Origin of the sequence: Mameliella sp. LZ-28, assembly GCF_012274245.1 — a bacterium.
Classification (GTDB): domain Bacteria; phylum Pseudomonadota; class Alphaproteobacteria; order Rhodobacterales; family Rhodobacteraceae; genus Antarctobacter; species Antarctobacter albus.
Genome location: NZ_JAANYX010000033.1, coordinates 49,701 through 66,141 on the forward strand (window position 1 = coordinate 49,701; position 16,441 = coordinate 66,141).

The following is a 16,441-nucleotide window of genomic DNA, read 5'->3' on the forward strand; positions in this document are numbered from 1 at the left end:
GAATCACTGTGACAGCTTGGGCGGAGGCCGGCGGAAGATGTCACGGAACATGCCCGGGGTGAAGGCCGAAAGCGGGTTGACCATGACGCGCGGACTCTCGACCGAGCCACGCAGGTTGAAATTGAAGCCGATCAGCCCCTCGCCCCGGCGCGAGAAGATCTGGCCGATGCCGTTGATCAGGTAGATCGGCGACAGCACCCCCTGCATGTCCATGCTCCCGCTGGCGAGGTCGTAATACCCGTCCAGCGAAATCCCCATCGACGGTCCCACCGCGCTGGACCGGCTGACGATCACCCGGCTGGGGGTCAGGCGGAACCGCGCCTCGACATCGGTAAAGAAGATCCCCGGCCCGTTGAGCTGGTCCAGCAGGCCCACGACACTGACCGCGTCCAAGAGCGCGGCGATGGCGGGGGCCTTGCGCATCCGCGTCCCCTCGATCCGCATGAACCCGTCATAGCTGCCCGGCTGGCCCCGGACCGGTGCGATATCCAGCTGAAAGCTGCCGTCGCGCACGGTCTTGAGAAAGCCCGCGGCCCGCAGCACGTCGCCCGCGTCTTCTCCGGTGATGCGGAAGGCGGTGCCCCCGGACTGCGGCACCGCCAGCCCCTTGACCGGCGTGCGCCCGCCAAGCTGGGCATCGAACCGCCCGTTCAGCCCGCGTGTCGTGTCGAAATCGGCGCGGAAGTCCTCGAACACGATGCTGTCGGTCAGGCGCAGGCTGTCCAGCGTCAGGGTCAGCGGCGCGCCGCCGCCCGGACCACCGTCACCGCCCCCCGTGCCCGAGCTGGAGGTGAAGGGCGCGCGCCGCATGTCCACGCTGCCAGAGCCGACCTCGATCGCCGGAACCGCCCCGGCGCCGCGCCCGCGCAGACGCCCCGTGACGTCCAGCCAGTCGCCCACCGTCAGCCGCGACAGTTCCAGCCGGTCGAACCCGCCCCGTGCGGTCAGCAGGACGCGGCCCTCGGCCTCGAGCCCAGCACCCTGCAGTTCAAGCCGTTCGATGGTCGGCACCTCTCCCAGCAGGCCCGCGACGGCAAAGCGGCCGCGTTCGCCCGGCGCCATGTCCCAGCCCAGTTGCGGCAGCGACAGGCCCATCCCCTCCAGGTCGCTGGTCAGCGAAAACCGCGCCGGGGCGCCGCGCGGCATGTCGATGCGCAACATGCCCTTGCCACTGCCCCGCACCGTGCCCGGCGGCAGGCCGATCCCCAGGGCCGCGATGCTTTCAGGCGTCAAGGTCACCTCGGCGTCGACCTCACCGCCAGAGCCGGAGAAGGGCCGCGCCCAGCGGCCCGTGGCCGGGACACCGTCGACGATCACCGCCCCTTCGAGGGCCACCGCCGTGTTGGTGACGCTCAGGGCCAGCCGGTCGGCGGTCAGCGGCTTGCCCGGAATGGCCGTCGGTGCATCCACGTCGCGCAACGTGCCTTCGAGGTTCAGCGCCACGTCCTGCAGCGTCAGCCCCCTGACCAGCGGCAGCGCGATCCGACCCGAGACGCGCGCCCGCCCGCTGGCCATGTCGACGGTCCGGTCGGCCTTGTCGATCAGGCGCCAGGCCTCGTTGTTGAGATAGGACAGCGCGGCGGTGACGCTGCCCCGCGCCTGCAAGCGCACCTCGCCCACCGCGGGTTTGACCCGCAGATCGCCGATGACGAATTCGGTCCCGCTGAGGTCGATGGGCCCGCGCCCCGCATCGGTTGTGCCCGTCTCCAGCCGCAGCCCAAGCCGCCCGTCGTAGATCGTCACCCTGCCCGCGGCGCCGGTCAGGCCCGGCATGCGCGGGTTGAAGGTCGCCACACCCTCCGCAAAGGCGAAGTCGATATAGGTCTTGGGCTTATCCGCGCCCGGGTCCGCACGCAGGGCGAACTGCACGTCCTCGACCCGTCCGCTGTGGACGTTGTTCACGACCCAGCGGCGGGTGCCCGGGTGCAGGTCCTCGGGCCAGAAGCTCAGCACCTGTTCCGGCGAGGTCCGCGCGATCCGCGTGTCCAGCGCCAGGCGCCAGCCCTCGGCCTGCGCCGAGAGTTGGCCCGTGGCACGCAACGGGTAGATCGGATCGGTCAGGCGCAGCTCTCCCAGCGTGACCTCGAACGGATCGAGCCGCACCTTGAAGGCGGCCTCGGCCCCCGACAGGCTGACCTCGCGGTCCAGCAGTGCGCCCTTGGCCAGCGCCATGTCGCTCAGCGTGAACTGCCCGGTCAGCCCCTGCGGCCAGCCGGTCTCGACCCCGTTCAGCCGGGCTGTCCCGGCCGCCGTCACCTTGCCCAGCGGAGAGGCCAGGCGAATCCGCTGGAACCGCAGCAGCCCCTCGGCGGGCGTGTAGGTAAAGGCGGTTTCGGCACTGTCGAAGGGCAGCGCGTGGGTGGCGGCGGTGGGCTGCAGCGCGCCTTTGCCGATCCGCAGAGAGGCCTCCAGCGGTCTCAGCGCGCCGCTTTCATCGAGACCCGAGCGCAGCGCCCCCGAGATCGGTGCGTCCAGTTCCTCGAGCCAGGCCAGCGCCGGGCTTTGCGTGGCGATGTCGCGCGAGGCAAGCCCGTGCAGGATGACGCCGAAATCCAGGCTCTGCTTGCCGATGGGGCTTTGCGCCTCGACCTCGACCGTGGCCACGCCGTCGCCGCCCGCCAACAGCGCCACATCGCCGGTCAGCGCCAGCCGCCCGTCCTCGCGCGCCAGCCGCAGGCGCCCGCCGTCGGCGGTCCAGCCTCGCCGCGCGCGCTGGTCCTCGTAGCGCAGGGTCAGCGCGTCCGCCTCGAAGGAGGTCAGCCCCGCCAGCCGCGGATCGCCCATGACCGTGTCGATGCGGGAGATGATCTGGCCGATGTCGGGCATCTCGGAACTGGCGGCAAAAGCATCGCCCAGCGATAGGCCCAGCCGCCCGTCCGCATCGCGCCGCAGGGTGACGAAGGCGCCGGAAACCTGCGCCTCGCGCAGGTCGACCTGCCCGTTCAGCAGCGCGGCGGGCGACAGGCCCGCCTCGATGTCCGACAGCTGCGCCACCGTTTCGCCGTTGAGATTGCGGATCTCGACGTCCCAGAGGATCACCCGGGCCAGGCCGCTCCGCTGGATCAGCAGGCTCATGCGGCCGAAATCGACCTCGATTCCCGGCAGGCTTTCGGCGATGCGCGTCTCGATCCGTTCGCGGACCCATTCGGGCGCGTCCACCGGGCGGCCGACCATCGCGTATCCAGCCACCCCCAGCATCGCCAGAAGCGCCACAAGGACGTAAAGAACCCGCCGCCCGCGCCTGCGGCGGCGGGGCGGTGTGGATTTTTCCTGCATTCCGGCCTGACTGCTCACTGGAAGCCCGCGCCCATTGTCTTACTCTCCTGGCACAGCTTTATGGCACATCATACCGCAACGCACCAAAGGAGACACCCATGTCCGACACCGCGCTGGAAACCGCCCCCGATTTCACCCTGCCCTCGACCTCGGGCGAGGTATCCCTCTCGGCCCTGAAAGGCGCGCCGGTGGTGCTGTTCTTCTATCCCCGCGACGACACCTCGGGCTGCACCAAGGAGAACGAGGCCTTCACCGCGCTTCTGCCCGAGTTCGAGAAACTGGGCGTGAAGGTCTTTGGCGTGTCCAAGGATTCGATCGCCAGCCACGAGAAATTCATGGCCAAGAAGGCGCTGACCGTGCCGCTGATCTCGGACGAAGTGTCGGACATGTGCGAAAACTACGGTGTCTGGAAGGAAAAGAAGATGTACGGCAAGACCTTCATGGGCATCGAACGCTCCACCTTCCTGGTGGATGCCGAAGGCCGCATCGCGCAGGAATGGCGCAAGGTGAAGGTCCCCGGCCATGCCGAGGCGGTGCTGGAGGCGGCACAGGCGCTGTAGTCCCGGCAGCCGCGCCCGGGACTTGCGTCATGGGGGCGCTGCCCCCATACCCCCGGGAGTATTTTTGCCAAGAAGAAACCTGGACAGACCGGAAAGGGACGCGGGCGCGGGATGATGAGCCTTTGCGAGATGGCGGTGGACGTTCTGACCACCGCGGACGGGCGGCGGAAAACCGCCAAGTCGCGGGCCCATGCCGCGCGGTGGTTCGCGGCGCGTGCCGCCGGCGAGGAGATCCCGCTGGGGCGGGCGGCGGCGCCCCTGCGCCCTGCGCGCCCCGAGGCGCCGCAACTGCTGGACCCGCGCGAGGTGCCCAAGCGCAAGCCAGGCAGCCCGCAGGGGCGCATCGCGCTGCTGCATGCCGTCGCCCATATCGAGCTGAACGCCGTCGATCTGCATTGGGACATCATCCCGCGTTTTGCCGAAACGCCGATGCCCGCCGGGTTTTACGACGACTGGGTCAAGGCGGCGGACGAGGAGAGCAAGCATTTCAACCTGATGTGCGATTGCCTGGAGGAACTGGGCAGCTATTACGGCGCCCTGCCCGCCCATGCGGGCATGTGGCGCGCCGCCGAGGACACCGTCGATGATTTCATGGGGCGGCTGGCGGTGGTGCCGATGGTGCTGGAGGCGCGTGGCCTGGACGTGACGCCGGGCATGATCGCGATCTTCCGCAAGGCCGGGATGGACAGCGCGGTCGCCGCGCTGGAAACCATCTATGCCGAGGAAGTGAGCCATGTGGCCTACGGGTCGAAGTGGTTCCATTTCCTCTGTGGCCGTCATGACACGGACCCGAAAAGCGTGTTTCACGAGCTGGTGAGAAAGTACTTCAAAGGCGCGCTGAAACCGCCCTTCAACGAGGAAAAGCGCGCCGAGGCCGGATTGCCGCCGGATTTCTACTGGCCGCTTGCGGATCAGACCCCGAACCGAAGCCGTTGAATCGGCGGATTTTTGCCATTTCGGCCCCTTCCCGCCGGTGCGACCGAATCGCATGGCCAAAAATCTTGCGGTTGCGTGAAAGGCTGGGGTAAGCCCGACGACAGGGTGCCGTTAAGTGGGGACTGTGCGCACCTTGATTGGGACGGGACTAGGGGACAGTCAGGTGAGATCACGTCTGACCATCAGACTTCATGCGCTCGTAGAGCGCTTCTTTCCGGAACGCAGGCTCTTTCTGAGATCCGACAGCGACACGCGCTTTATCCGGCTGAGATCGGAAACGCAGGCGGTCGGCTTTGTCGGTCTGACATTGCTGGTGGGCTGGAGCATCGTGGCCACGTCGATCCTGCTGATGGATTCGATCGGTGCCGGCAACTTCCGCGACCAGGCCAAGCGCGACCAGCTGACCTACCAGCAGCGGCTGAACGCCCTGTCGGCCGAGCGCGACGCCCGCGCCGCCGAGGCGCTGGCCGCGCAGGATCGCTTTGCCTCCGCGCTGAAGCAGATCTCGGTCATGCAGACCGAACTGCTGAATTCCGAGGCACAGCGGCGCGAACTGGAAACCGGGATCGACGTGATCCAGGCCACGCTGCGCGAGGTGATGAAATCGCGCGAAGAGGCGACCGCCCGGCTGGCCGAACTGGAAAGCGACCTTAAAGGCGAAGTGGCCCTGGCCCGCGCCAGCGGCGACGATGCCACCGTCAAGCTGCTGAACGAGGCGCTGACCCGCGTCGCAGAGGAACGCGACCAGGTGATTGCCGATGCCCAGGCCGCGCTGATCCGCGCCGCAGAGATGCAGGCCGAGATCGAGATCCTCGAAGACAAGAACGACCGCATCTTCCGCCAACTGGAAGAGGCGATGACCGTTTCCGTCATGCCGCTGGACAAGATGTTCGAAAAGGCCGGCATGGACCCGGACCGCATCCTGAACGAGGTCCGCAAAGGATACTCCGGCCAGGGCGGCCCGATGACGCCGCTCAGCTTTTCGACCAAGGGCGACGCCACCTCCCCCGAGACGCTGCGCGCCAACCGCATCCTCAACCAGATGGACCGGCTGAACCTCTACCGGATCGCCGCCCAGAAGGCGCCTTTCGCCTCGCCGCTCAAGGACAGCTTCCGCTTTACCAGCGGGTTCGGCTATCGCTGGGGCCGGTTGCACGCGGGCACGGATTTCGCGGCGCCGCACGGCACGCCGATCTATTCTACCGCCGACGGCGTCGTGATCCACGCGGACTGGCAGTCGGGCTATGGCCGGCTGGTCAAGATCCAGCATGAATTCGGCATCGAGACCCGTTACGCGCATATGTCCAAAATCCGCGTGAAGGTCGGCCAAAGGGTCTCGCGCGGGGATCGGATCGGTGATATGGGGAACACCGGTCGGTCGACCGGGACTCATCTCCACTACGAAGTCCGAGTCGGCGGCAAACCCGTCAATCCGATGATCTATATCAAGGCTGCGAAAGATGTTTTCTAAGAGCAAGATCAATGAGCCCGGCCACAAGGCCGACGATACGTCGAAACCGGCCATGCCCGAGCCCTCGAAATCCTCCGCAGGCGAGTACAAGCCCGCAGCCACGCCCAAGGCAAAGCCGCCGGCCTCGTCGCTGTCGGCCGACCTGCACGTGACGGGCAACATCAAGACAACCGGCGACATCCAGGTCGAAGGCACGGTCGAGGGTGACATCCGCGCCCATGTCCTGACCATCGGCGAAAGCGCCACCATCAAGGGCGAAGTGGTCGCCGACGACGTGGTGGTGAATGGCCGTATCGTGGGCCGCGTGCGCGGCCTCAAGGTGCGCCTGACCGCCACCGCCCGTGTCGAGGGCGACATCATCCACAAGACCATCGCGATCGAATCCGGCGCCCATTTCGAAGGCTCGGTGCAGCGCCAGGACGATCCGCTGAACGGCGGCAAGCGCCAGCAGCCGGCGCCCCAGGCCCCCGCAGCGGCCCCGACCACGGCGGCCAGCAACGATTGATCGCGACGCTCTTGCATCTGACAACGTGAAAAGGCCCCGCCATTGGCGGGGCCTTTTGATTTCGCAGCCGGTGTTTTCGCCACCCTGGCCCGCCGGAACGGACCTGGGCGGGTCAGCCGCCCATCTTCTGTTGCTGGGTCTGGGTCTGCTGGACCTGCTGCTGCTGGTACTGCTGTTCGGTCCGTTCGCGGTTGCGATTACGGTTTCCGCCGCTGACGTCCGGGCTGACCGGGCCGACCACGGTGCCGTCGTCCAGCACGTAGTTGCCATCCACGATCGACCCGCCGACCACGTTGCCGTACTTGTCGAACTCGACCGGCACATAGACCGGCACCGGCTCGGGCTGGGTGCAAGCGGCGGCCAGCCCGACCAATGCGGTGGCCGCGACGACTTTGAGTTTCATTGAGAGTCCCCCTCGTTCGGAATCTGCGCCCGAGTCTGCTCTTTCGCAGGGTCAACTGCAAGATCTCGAATGTCTAAAACCCGTGCACCTTGCAGGCCTGCCACGAAATTCCTCGCCTTTGAGGGGCGGCTTTGCTTTGCTGCCCGGGCGGACGGCCCGGGAGGGCCACCCGAGGAGAGAGGAGCCGCCCATGCACCGCCTGCTGATGATCGCCCTGGTCTTTCTCACCCTGCCCACCGCATCCAGGGCCGCGCAACTGTCGCTGACCCAGGACCCGGACTATGGCTGCCTCATCGCGCTGGAGGGCCAGATCGCCGAAGGTGACAGCGACACCCTGCTGGCGCTGCTCAGACAGGCCGCGTCCCTGCCCCGCTATGCCAATACGATCTACGTGAACGAGGACCCGGCGGGCGGCGCGCCCAACGTCGCCATATACGAGCCGATGAACCTCTGTCTCGACAGTCCCGGCGGCGCGCTGACAGAGGCGATGGCGCTGACCCGGCTGGTGCATGGCACCCTCGGCACGGTCATCCGCGCCGGCGCCCGCTGCGAAAGCGCCTGTGCGCTGGTCTTCATGGCGGGCAGTCATTCGACGGAAACGGATTTCGGCGTCTCGGTGAACCGCTTTCTGCATGTCGACGGGCGGCTTGGCTTTCACGCGCCCAGTCTGACCGTCCCCGAGGGCCGTTATGACACCGCGACCGTCGCCCGTGCCTACGAGATTTCCGTCGCGGTGAGCGAGCTGATCTTTCGCAACCTCGTGACCTACCGTTTCGCGCCCTCGCTGGCGGCGCGGATGCACGCCACCCCTGCCACCGACATGCATTATGTCACCCGCGTCGAAGAGGCCGCGCGCTGGGACATCGGCATCCTGGGCATCGCCCCGCCAACCCGGATAAGCGACGCGGCGATCCGCAATGGCTGCAACAATCTCTACCTGAAGGTGCAGGACCAGATGACCAGCGATCCCGACGCCTGGTCGCGCGGCGGCCTGCCCTTCGAGGCAGTGCGCCGCACCGACACCGGATTTTCCTATACCGCCTTCGGGATGGAGGCGGCGGGCACCTGCACCGGGGGCTCTGCCACCTCCGGGCCGGACGCGGGCCTGGTCGAGGGCTTCTGGGGCAACGCGCGGCTGATCCGCCAGTCCGTCTGGGGTGTCGGCGGTGTCCGCGACGCGCAGCCGCCGGTCTTCTTCGGCTTCTTCCAGAACTACATGGCCTGGCCCGGGGAAATGCCGCTCTCGGCCCTGCCCCGCGACGGTCGCGTGCCCGACTACCAGAGCGCAACCGGGCGCTGCTACGTCTTCACCGGAGAGCCGGCAGTCAAGAGTGACGACGAGTCCTGCCTGCGCCAGCGGCTTGCAGCGGCGGACGGCAGAATGATCGACACATTCGAATGGCCCTCGGGCGCGCAAACCCGGCTGGAACAGGCTGGCGGCGCGCTGGCGATCAACGGCGCGACGGCGATCCCCTGGTACTGGCCCGGCGCGGCGCAGCCGGGCGACGCGCCTCCCCGCTGTTACCGCAACGAGGTTTCGCAGAATGTTTTCTGCTTTGCGCGGGACGGCTAGGCCTCAGGCCTCCAGCTCGGCATCCCAGTAGAGGAAATCGAGCCAGCTGTCGTGCAGGTGGTTCGGCGGGAACCGGCGCCCCATGTTCAACAGCTCCGAGGCCGAGGGCTGGCGCGGCGGCTTGCGCAGGCTCATGTTCACCTGCCGCAGGCTCTTGGACCCCTTGCGCAGGTTGCAGGGCGCACAGGCGGCAACGACGTTCTCCCAGCTGGTGATGCCCCCCGCGGCGCGCGGGATCACGTGGTCAAAGGTCAGTTCCGTCTTGGTGCCGCAATACTGGCAGCGGAATTCGTCCCTCAGAAAAAGATTGAAGCGCGTGAAGGCCACGCGCTTCTGAGGTTTGACGAAATCTTTCAGGACCACCACGCTGGGAATCCTGAGCGTCATACTCGGACTGCGCACCACCTCGTCGTATTCGGCGACGATGTCGACCCGGTCGAGAAAGGCCGCCTTGATCGCGTCCTGCCAGGGCCAGAGGCTGAGCGGATAGTAGGATAGCGGGCGGTAATCGGCGTTAAGCACCAAGGCTGGATGGTGTTTGAGAGCGCCCGGCTCCCTTACAAAATGTGTCCTGAACTCACTGTTCATGAGAGACTCTTCCCTCGCCCTGCCTGCTCAACCTGTAAGCACCAGAGCGGGGAACCCGCCCCAGCCTGAGAAACACTATATCTCGCGTTTTGCCTCTGGCAAGTCCCGCAAGATAGAGTGGTCGTAACGAGGAGTAGCCTGCTTAGGTAAAAGGCATGTGACAGATGGCAGGCTGGAAATAGGCATGCACGCCCTGCCCACTCCCCTGTCAGCTGCGGGTCCGGTCATGCCTCGTTGTCTGCGGATGGCCCCCGCTCCTCGACATATAGGGCGCATCACTGCCAGCAGGCGGCCACCACGCCGGGGCGCACTTTGGGCGCCAGCCCTGCCGTCCCGGCGAGACTTGCGGGAGAGGCTCCCGGATCGCGCTGCGCCCTTGTCTTCGGCTTTGGTCGGCGCCGGAGTTTTTCCTACAGATCCGTGGTAATCAACAAGGCCTCCCCGTTCCGGAACACCCACACGAGGACGAATACCTTGCAGCGCTTGCGCAGCTCAGCGGTGAGCGCCTCGGCCTCTGCGAGCGTCCCGACGCTCTTCTGGTCCAGTTCCGAGACCACGTCGCCGGGTCGAATGCCCTTGTTCCAGGCCTCGGACCTCTCGTCCACGGCGACTACCAAGAGGCCCTGCCGGTCCTCGGACAGGCCGAATTCGCGCCGCCGCCCCGTGTCGATCGGGGCCAGGGTCACAGACGGCAGGATCTGCTCCGAGGTGTCAGATGGGGTTCGGCTCGCGTGTTGAGAGGTTCGGCCAGAGTGACCTTTACCGACTGGTCCCGACCCGCGCGGTTGAGCCGCACGACAATGCTCTCCCCGGCCCGATGCGCAAGAACCATCGCGACAAGCCCGCGCGTATCGGTCACCGTTTCACCGCCCATTTCCAGCACCACGTCGCCCGCCTTGATCCCCGCCGCCCTGACCGGGCCATCGAGCACTTCGGACACCAGTACGCCGCTGGTTCCGGACACCCCCAAGGCCTTGGCGATATCCGCGTCGAGGTCTTGAACCCGCAGGCCAGTCCAGCCGCTTCTTGCAGGCGCAACCGGTTTACCGGCCGTGGGCGGCGTTGGTGTCTCGCGCGGCTTGTCCGCGTCCCGGGCCGAGATCGCCGCCAGTTCCAGCGCCCCGAATTCCGTGTTGGCGTCACCCAGCAGTCTCGGCACCATGTAGTCCAGCGCCTCGTTGGCTTCCAGCGGCACCGGGCTGACGTCAAAGCTCTGCGTGTTGCCGTCCACCCCGCCCCGGACTAAGCCGAGATGGAACCGCACCGCCGCGATGGCATTGCCGCCGGTCTTCGGGTGAGCCCGAATGCCGGGCACGCAATGATCGTTTGTCACACCCCTGTTACCCGCCACCAGGAAGGCGGTGCAGGGCACGAACTTGTTTCTGTCCGTCAATATATCCAGCTTGCCCACCGCACGGCCAAGCCGGGCAAAGGGCGAATTGGCGCTGTAGTTCGAGATGAACTCGATGCCCTGTGCGCCGATCATGGCCTCGTTGCGAATCGTGCCCGGCGCGGATTGCTTGCTGTCGATGACCACCTTGCCGAAACCGGCGCCATCGAAAACCGGCAGATCCTGGGCGGTGGTCTCACCGGCGGCAAGGATCAGGACAAGGGCAAACAGAGGGCCCATGAAATCCTCCCGAGCTGAAATCACAACCACCTTGGCAAGTCCCGCCGCCGCGCCGAAACAGCAAATCCGGCTCAGGCCGCAACCAAGTCATAGTGCCGGATCAGCCGATGCTCGACCAGCTCGGCCTCGGCGGGGTCGATGTGGGGTGTGGTGTAATCCTCGCCGACAAAGGCCTTGAGGGCGTCGAGGTCGCGCCAGATCATGACAAAGGCGAAATCGCGCGGGCTCTCGGCGCGCGCCGCGCCGGGATAGACGTCGACGACGCCATCGGTGCCTTTCATCAGCGGAATGGCCGTTTCGTGAAAGAACTTGGCGAACTCCGCCTCCTTGCCGGGGCGGATGGTGACCTGGAAGATGCGCATGATCATGGGACGGGCCTTTCCTGTGCCGGGACCGGAGCCGCCCGGCCCCTGGGGCCCAGTGTAGCATGAATCGGGTGGGAGGGGCCGTTTGACGCGGCTAGTCTGGCAGCAGGGCCCGCATGGCATCGCGGCTGCCCGGGCCGATCTGCCCGTCTATGGGACCATCATAAAGGCCAAGTCTTTTCAGGTGCTCCTGCATGGCGCGCGCGGTGGCCCGGTCCCAGTCTGAAACATCCCGCTCGACCGCCCAGTCATCCCCCAGCTTGAGACCTTCGACATAGAGCCGGGCCGCCTCTGTAGGTGACGCGGGAACGCCGCGCCCTTCTTCATACATCACGCCAAGGTTGTACTGAGCATACCGATACCCCTGATCCGCCGACTTGCGATACCACTGTGCGGCAAGCTTGTCGGATTGTGCTACACCGCGCCCCCTAATGTACATTACGCCAAGGCTGTTCTGGGCCGACGCGTGCCCCTGGTCCGCTGCCTTACGATACCACCGCGCGGCAAGCGTGTCGGATTGTTCCACGCCAAGACCATTCTCGTACATCACACCCAGGTTGTTCCGGGCAACCGGATCGCCGGTATCGGCGGCCCGAGTGTATTTCTCAAAGGCTTCGTCAAACCTCTGGTCGGAAAAATACGCCTGCCCCGCCGGATCGTGCGCGGTTTGCCGTCCGGTGTCACAAGACAGATGTCGAGCCGCCCGACGAATTTGGCCAGTTCCTGCACATCGTCCGGCGCTTCCTTGATCGGACGCCAGAACCCTCTCAGGTCCTCGGCCTTGCGGCGGATCGACGGCATGGCGCTGCTTTCACGGTCGAGGTCGAAACCGAAATCGCATTCGTTCAATGCGGCGGCGGGACCGGAAAGGGCGCTGGCAAGAATGGCAACAAGCGAAAGACGGGCAAAAGACATGGGCAAAACGGCTCCGGGCAATGGATCCGCTCTGGCAGTCTAGCAAGAAATCCGCCCTGTCGGAGTCCGGAAATCCCGTCCACCGTCGGGGCCTGAACTCCTAACGGACAGTAAAATCGCCTCTGCAACCCAATGAAGACATTACGTCGTCTTTCTGTCCGTGCGAGGACGCCCCTTTTTTCACAAGCCGCGCCGTCAGAACCCGCACTTGTCGCGCAGAAAGGCCAGCGACACGCCCAGCCCGTCCGGCGCGATGCCATGCGCGGTGCCTTCCATGATATGGGCAAAGACCTCCTTGAAGCCCGCCTCCTGCAGTGCTTCCGCCGCCTGCGGCAGCGATTGCGGCGGCACCACGTCGTCCTGGTCGCCATGCACCAGCAGGATCGGCGGCTTGCTTTTCCACTCGTCCGCCAGCAGTTCCGGCGCCAGCAGGCGGCCCGAGAAACCGACGATCCCCGCCAGTTCGTCCTCGCGGCGCGGGCCGACGTGCAGGCTCATCATCGTGCCCTGGCTGAAGCCGAACAGGGCCACCTGTTCCGGCAGCAGGTCTTCGTCCACCATCAGCGCGTCGAGAAAGGCGTTCAGGTCGTCGACCGCGCGCGCCATGCCGGCCATCGCCTCTTCCTCGGACGAGCCGTCGATCCAGGGGATCGGGAACCACTGGAACCCGAAGGGCGCCCCGGCGCAGGCCTCGGGCGCGTCGGGGGCCACGAACAGCGTGTCTGGCAGGTGTTCGCCCAGCGGATCCGCCAGCCCCAGGAGGTCCGCCCCGTTGGCCCCATAGCCGTGCAGGAAGACGACGCAGGACCGCATCTCTCCCGATACCGGCCCCTTGCGGCCCGTCTGCAATACTCGTGTCATGCCCTGTCTCCTGTGATGTGCTTGCGGTCAGCGCTTCTCGAAAAAGCAGACCTCGACCGCGCCCGCATTGTCCTGCAGCGCGGTGTCGTTGATGCGAAATTCCATGACCCGGCGGATCTGTTGCGTGTTGAACGTCCAACCGCTGGGAAAATGTCCCACCTTGCCCCCGTCCAGCCGGTAGAGCAGCCGCCCGAAGGGCAGCGAGGACTGTTCCTTGTAGGTCGCATAGGGGGCAAGACGTGCCTCGTCCGCCGTGCCGTGGCCATCCGGGCCGACACGATCATATGTATTGGCATCCACCGTCCAACCCTCGCCGCGCCCAAGCCGCAGCGCCTCGAGCGTGCCGGTCAGCCGTGTCTCGTGCCGCTGCCACCCCTCGCGCGCCGAGATCGACAGGCATTCGAACCCGGGACCCGTGCTGACGACCCTGGCCCGGACGGCATCTTGCGCCTCTGCGGCGCCGGACAGCGCCGCCACCATGACCCCGACGGCCACAAGAACATGCTTCATGCGATCCCCTCGCGCTTCTTCTCCACATGGTAGTAGGCCCAGAGCGCGCGCGCCGCAACCGACCGCCAGGGCGCCCAGTCGCGGGCCATTTCGCGCAGCGCCTTTTCACGCGGGCGCTCTGGCAGGTCAAAAAGCACCCGCGCGCCTTCCTGCAGCGCCAGGTCGCCGGGGGCAAAGACATCCGCCCGCCCGAGACTGAACATGGCATAGATCTCGGCGGTCCAGACGCCGATCCCCTTGACTGCCACCAGCCGCTTGATCACCGCCTCGGTCGGCATGGCACGCAGGGCGTCGAAGTCGATCCCGGCCTGCGCCAATGCCTGCGCATAGGTGGCCTTCTGGCGCGACAGGCCAAGAGCCCGCAGATCGTCATGGCTCACCTCCGCCACCGCCTGGGGCGTGACCATGCCCGCCGCCTCCAGCCGGGCCTGGATCGCCCGGGCCGAGGCAACGCTGACCTGCTGGCTGACGATCGCGCTCAGCAGCTGCGCGAATCCGTCGGGCCGCAGCCGCAGCGGCAAGGGCCCGGTCCGGTCCAGCGCAAAGGCAAAACGCGGTTCACGCGCGGCGAGCCACGCCGCCCCCTCGGCCACGCAGGCGTCCGAGCGGATCAGCCGTCCGACAGATTGTGCATCCTCAGCCATGCCAGGGCCTCCTTCACACTTGCGACACGCGGCCCGCCGGGCCGACGCGGACGGGCGATCATGGCCACCGGCAGATGCAGGCGGCGCGCCGCCTCCAGCTTGGGCCAGCCGCCCGGGCCGCCCGCGTTGTGCACCATCAACCAGTCGATCCGCTCGCGCCGCAAGAGCCGGATCTCCTCGGCGACGGAAAAGGGCCCGTCGGCAGGCAGATAGCGTCCCCGGCGCAGCGGGAAAGGCGCCTGCCCGCCGCCAATGCGCCGCATCAGCACATGCGCCCGCAGCGCCCGCAGCCCCGGCAGGGCGGCCCGCCCCGTGGCCACCAGCACCCGCGCGCGCGCCGGGATCACCTCCGCCGCCGCGCGGACATCGCGCAAGGCCACCCAACGGTCGCGGCGGGTGGGCCGCCACTCCGGGCGCACCAGCTGCAGCAGCGGCAGACCGGCGGCGCGCGCGGCCCGCGCCACGGCAAAGGCGGTTTCCACGTCACAGGGATGCCCGGCCTCGACCACCACGCGGGCGCCGCTGTCCCGCAGCCAATCCGCCGTCACCGGACCGAGACTCACCGGCCCCGGCCAGCGCCGCGCGACACGTTCACGCGTGGGCAGCCGCACATGGGCACCGGGCAAGGCCCGGGCCAGCTCATGCGCTTCCGCCGCGCCGCCGATGATCACGATCCCCGTCATGGCCTCCCCATAGAACAGCCCGCCGGGAAAGGGAAACACGCGCGCCGGCCCTCCCTCCGCTCCCAGGGCGCGGCGGAGCCCGCATGGCCACCGCCCGTGTTTCGTCTCTCTCCAAATATCGCCGGGGGAGTCGACCAAGGGGAGACGGGGGGTTGCGCCCCCCTCCGCCCCAGGATGCTGGGCGATCCCTGGGCGAAATGACGCTACGTCATCGGCCGCGCGGCGCGCCCGCTGTTCCACCGCGCGACATATTCCCTCTTGCCCATATGAGCGGCGCCGCCTAACCCATGCGCATGAGTGACGTGACAGTGCCCCCCACCGACAGCCGCGCCAAGCGCAACGTGACCGTCCTGGTGCTTGCCCAGGCCATCCTCGGCGCGCAGATGCCGATGATCTTCACCATCGGCGGGCTGGCCGGACAGTCGCTGGCCTCGAACGCCTGTTTCGCCACCCTGCCGATCTCCCTGATCGTGCTGGGTTCGATGCTCTCGGCGACGCCGGTCTCGGCGCTGATGCAGCGCTACGGGCGTCGCGCGGGGTTCTTTGTCGGCGCCGGGGCGGGCGCGCTCGGGGGCATGGTCGGCGCCTACGGGCTCTACATCGCGTCTTTCCCGATCTTCCTCCTGGGGTCGCTCATCACCGGCACCTACATGTCCGCGCAGGGGTTCTACCGCTTCGCCGCCGCCGACACCGCCTCGGATGACTTCCGCCCCAAGGCGATTTCCTACGTCATGGCGGGCGGCCTGCTGTCCGCGGTGATCGGCCCGCAACTGGTCAAGGCGACCTCGGATGCCTTCGTGGTGCCCTTCCTGGGCACCTATGCCGCCGTGGTGGCGATCAACGTCATCGGCGCGATGCTCTTTCTCTTCCTCGACATCCCGCGCCCCCCGCGCCCCTCCGAGGACGCGCCCAAGGGCCGTTCCCGCTGGGAACTGCTGACGACGCCGCGCATCGCCGTGGCGGTGATCTGCGCCACCGTGTCCTACGCGCTGATGAACCTTGTCATGACCTCGACGCCGCTGGCGGTGGTGGGCTGCGGGTTCGAAACCGGAGATGCGGCCAATGTCGTCACCGCACACGTCCTGGCCATGTTCGCGCCCAGTTTCTTCACCGGCCACCTGATCGCCCGCTTCGGCGTCGAAAAGATCATGGCGCTGGGGCTGGTGATCCTTGCCGGCGCGGGCGTCGTGGGTCTGTCGGGCGTCGAGCTGGAACAGTTCTTCGTCGCGCTGGTGCTGCTGGGCCTGGGCTGGAACTTCGGCTTCATCGGCGCCACGACCATGCTCGCGGGCGCGCATGAGCCGCATGAGCGCGGCCGGATGCAGGGGTTGAACGACCTGATCGTCTTTGGCGGTGTGACCTTTGCCTCGCTGGCGAGCGGTGGCCTGATGAACTGCTCGGGCGGCTCGGCGCAACAGGGGTGGACGGCGGTCAACCTCGCCATGGCGCCTTTCCTCGTGCTGGCAGGCGGCGCGCTGATCTGGCTGGTGATGCGCCCCCGCGACACTGCCGAGGCCTGAC

At 67.2% G+C, this 16,441-nt stretch carries 18 protein-coding genes; 6 read left to right on the forward strand and 12 right to left on the reverse strand.

Annotation, left to right across the window (positions count from 1 at the left end; genetic code table 11):
- Nucleotides 1-3: 3 nt before the first annotated feature.
- Nucleotides 4-3,276, reverse strand: a complete 3,273-nt coding sequence (locus G9Q80_RS18190; RefSeq protein WP_088714069.1) for a YhdP family protein — start codon at nt 3,274-3,276, stop codon at nt 4-6.
- A gap of 98 nt (nt 3,277-3,374) precedes the next feature.
- On the opposite strand from G9Q80_RS18190, the gene G9Q80_RS18195 reads away from it, so the two are divergent.
- The 4 genes from G9Q80_RS18195 (at nt 3,375) to G9Q80_RS18210 (ending at nt 6,748) form a co-directional block, all read left to right on the forward strand.
- Nucleotides 3,375-3,836 carry a peroxiredoxin gene (locus G9Q80_RS18195; RefSeq protein ID WP_088714070.1) on the forward strand — a complete coding sequence of 154 codons (462 nt, stop codon included), beginning with the start codon at nt 3,375-3,377 and terminating at the stop codon, nt 3,834-3,836.
- 111 nt (nt 3,837-3,947) lie between these two features.
- Nucleotides 3,948-4,772 carry a ferritin-like domain-containing protein gene (locus G9Q80_RS18200; RefSeq protein ID WP_069208497.1) on the forward strand — a complete coding sequence of 275 codons (825 nt, stop codon included), beginning with the start codon at nt 3,948-3,950 and terminating at the stop codon, nt 4,770-4,772.
- 163 nt (nt 4,773-4,935) lie between these two features.
- Nucleotides 4,936-6,243, forward strand: coding sequence for a M23 family metallopeptidase (locus G9Q80_RS18205; protein WP_074620756.1), 1,308 nt, complete (start codon nt 4,936-4,938; stop codon nt 6,241-6,243).
- Nucleotides 6,233-6,748, forward strand: coding sequence for a bactofilin family protein (locus G9Q80_RS18210; protein ID WP_043143344.1), 516 nt, complete (start codon nt 6,233-6,235; stop codon nt 6,746-6,748). Before G9Q80_RS18205 ends, G9Q80_RS18210 begins: the two co-directional genes overlap by 11 nt.
- A gap of 112 nt (nt 6,749-6,860) precedes the next feature.
- On the opposite strand, the gene G9Q80_RS18215 is transcribed toward G9Q80_RS18210, so the two are convergent.
- The gene (locus G9Q80_RS18215) at nt 6,861-7,151 is read right to left on the reverse strand and encodes a hypothetical protein (protein WP_088714071.1); all 291 of its coding nucleotides are present in this window, start codon (nt 7,149-7,151) and stop codon (nt 6,861-6,863) included.
- A 190-nt stretch (nt 7,152-7,341) separates the two neighbouring features.
- On the opposite strand from G9Q80_RS18215, the gene G9Q80_RS18220 reads away from it, so the two are divergent.
- On the forward strand, nt 7,342-8,724 hold the full coding sequence (locus G9Q80_RS18220) for a COG3904 family protein (protein ID WP_088714072.1): 1,383 nt from the start codon (nt 7,342-7,344) through the stop codon (nt 8,722-8,724).
- Between the two features lie 3 nt (nt 8,725-8,727).
- Here G9Q80_RS18220 and G9Q80_RS18225 read toward each other — a convergent pair whose 3' ends face one another.
- The 10 genes from G9Q80_RS18225 to G9Q80_RS18270 all read right to left on the reverse strand — a co-directional run bounded on the left by G9Q80_RS18225 (nt 8,728) and on the right by G9Q80_RS18270 (nt 14,959).
- A complete protein-coding gene (locus G9Q80_RS18225; protein ID WP_043143340.1) occupies nt 8,728-9,312 on the reverse strand; it encodes an HNH endonuclease in 585 nt (194 codons plus the stop codon).
- A gap of 410 nt (nt 9,313-9,722) precedes the next feature.
- Nucleotides 9,723-9,998: a PDZ domain-containing protein gene (locus tag G9Q80_RS18230; RefSeq protein WP_088714073.1), complete on the reverse strand. Its 276-nt coding sequence runs from the start codon at nt 9,996-9,998 to the stop codon at nt 9,723-9,725.
- Nucleotides 9,995-10,942, reverse strand: coding sequence for a PDZ domain-containing protein (locus G9Q80_RS18235; protein ID WP_088714074.1), 948 nt, complete (start codon nt 10,940-10,942; stop codon nt 9,995-9,997). Before G9Q80_RS18235 ends, G9Q80_RS18230 begins: the two co-directional genes overlap by 4 nt.
- A 71-nt stretch (nt 10,943-11,013) precedes the next feature.
- On the reverse strand, nt 11,014-11,310 hold the full coding sequence (locus tag G9Q80_RS18240; protein ID WP_043143338.1) for an antibiotic biosynthesis monooxygenase family protein: 297 nt from the start codon (nt 11,308-11,310) through the stop codon (nt 11,014-11,016).
- A 91-nt stretch (nt 11,311-11,401) separates the two neighbouring features.
- Nucleotides 11,402-11,854 (reverse strand): SEL1-like repeat protein, encoded by a 453-nt coding sequence (locus tag G9Q80_RS18245; protein ID WP_088714075.1) that lies wholly within the window; start codon nt 11,852-11,854, stop codon nt 11,402-11,404.
- Complete coding sequence (locus G9Q80_RS18250; RefSeq protein ID WP_088714076.1) at nt 11,854-12,222, reverse strand: hypothetical protein; 369 nt, start codon at nt 12,220-12,222, stop codon at nt 11,854-11,856. Before G9Q80_RS18250 ends, G9Q80_RS18245 begins: the two co-directional genes overlap by 1 nt.
- A 195-nt stretch (nt 12,223-12,417) precedes the next feature.
- Nucleotides 12,418-13,083, reverse strand: a complete 666-nt coding sequence (locus G9Q80_RS18255; RefSeq protein WP_043143334.1) for an alpha/beta hydrolase — start codon at nt 13,081-13,083, stop codon at nt 12,418-12,420.
- Nucleotides 13,084-13,110: 27 nt separating this feature from the next.
- Nucleotides 13,111-13,593 carry a hypothetical protein gene (locus G9Q80_RS18260; protein ID WP_074620748.1) on the reverse strand — a complete coding sequence of 161 codons (483 nt, stop codon included), beginning with the start codon at nt 13,591-13,593 and terminating at the stop codon, nt 13,111-13,113.
- Nucleotides 13,590-14,237, reverse strand: coding sequence for a DNA-3-methyladenine glycosylase family protein (locus G9Q80_RS18265; RefSeq protein ID WP_088714077.1), 648 nt, complete (start codon nt 14,235-14,237; stop codon nt 13,590-13,592). Before G9Q80_RS18265 ends, G9Q80_RS18260 begins: the two co-directional genes overlap by 4 nt.
- Complete coding sequence (locus G9Q80_RS18270; protein WP_052244566.1) at nt 14,204-14,959, reverse strand: precorrin-6A/cobalt-precorrin-6A reductase; 756 nt, start codon at nt 14,957-14,959, stop codon at nt 14,204-14,206. The genes G9Q80_RS18265 and G9Q80_RS18270 overlap by 34 nt, the downstream gene beginning before the upstream one ends.
- 254 nt (nt 14,960-15,213) lie before the next feature.
- On the opposite strand from G9Q80_RS18270, the gene G9Q80_RS18275 reads away from it, so the two are divergent.
- Nucleotides 15,214-16,440, forward strand: coding sequence for an MFS transporter (locus G9Q80_RS18275; protein ID WP_088714164.1), 1,227 nt, complete (start codon nt 15,214-15,216; stop codon nt 16,438-16,440).
- The last annotated feature ends 1 nt before the right edge of the window (nt 16,441 follow it).

Coding starts and splice junctions, on each gene's coding strand:
- G9Q80_RS18200 (WP_069208497.1), top strand. CDS start 3,948: ATGATGAGCCTTTGCGAGATGGCGGTGGACGTTCTGACCACCGCGGAC.
- G9Q80_RS18195 (WP_088714070.1), top strand. CDS start 3,375: ATGTCCGACACCGCGCTGGAAACCGCCCCCGATTTCACCCTGCCCTCG.
- G9Q80_RS18210 (WP_043143344.1), top strand. CDS start 6,233: ATGTTTTCTAAGAGCAAGATCAATGAGCCCGGCCACAAGGCCGACGAT.
- G9Q80_RS18265 (WP_088714077.1), bottom strand. CDS start 14,237: ATGGCTGAGGATGCACAATCTGTCGGACGGCTGATCCGCTCGGACGCC.
- G9Q80_RS18260 (WP_074620748.1), bottom strand. CDS start 13,593: ATGAAGCATGTTCTTGTGGCCGTCGGGGTCATGGTGGCGGCGCTGTCC.
- G9Q80_RS18255 (WP_043143334.1), bottom strand. CDS start 13,083: ATGACACGAGTATTGCAGACGGGCCGCAAGGGGCCGGTATCGGGAGAG.
- G9Q80_RS18275 (WP_088714164.1), top strand. CDS start 15,214: ATGAGTGACGTGACAGTGCCCCCCACCGACAGCCGCGCCAAGCGCAAC.
- G9Q80_RS18220 (WP_088714072.1), top strand. CDS start 7,342: ATGCACCGCCTGCTGATGATCGCCCTGGTCTTTCTCACCCTGCCCACC.
- G9Q80_RS18190 (WP_088714069.1), bottom strand. CDS start 3,276: ATGCAGGAAAAATCCACACCGCCCCGCCGCCGCAGGCGCGGGCGGCGG.
- G9Q80_RS18235 (WP_088714074.1), bottom strand. CDS start 10,942: ATGGGCCCTCTGTTTGCCCTTGTCCTGATCCTTGCCGCCGGTGAGACC.
- G9Q80_RS18240 (WP_043143338.1), bottom strand. CDS start 11,310: ATGATCATGCGCATCTTCCAGGTCACCATCCGCCCCGGCAAGGAGGCG.
- G9Q80_RS18250 (WP_088714076.1), bottom strand. CDS start 12,222: ATGTCTTTTGCCCGTCTTTCGCTTGTTGCCATTCTTGCCAGCGCCCTT.
- G9Q80_RS18215 (WP_088714071.1), bottom strand. CDS start 7,151: ATGAAACTCAAAGTCGTCGCGGCCACCGCATTGGTCGGGCTGGCCGCC.
- G9Q80_RS18225 (WP_043143340.1), bottom strand. CDS start 9,312: ATGAACAGTGAGTTCAGGACACATTTTGTAAGGGAGCCGGGCGCTCTC.
- G9Q80_RS18245 (WP_088714075.1), bottom strand. CDS start 11,854: ATGTACGAGAATGGTCTTGGCGTGGAACAATCCGACACGCTTGCCGCG.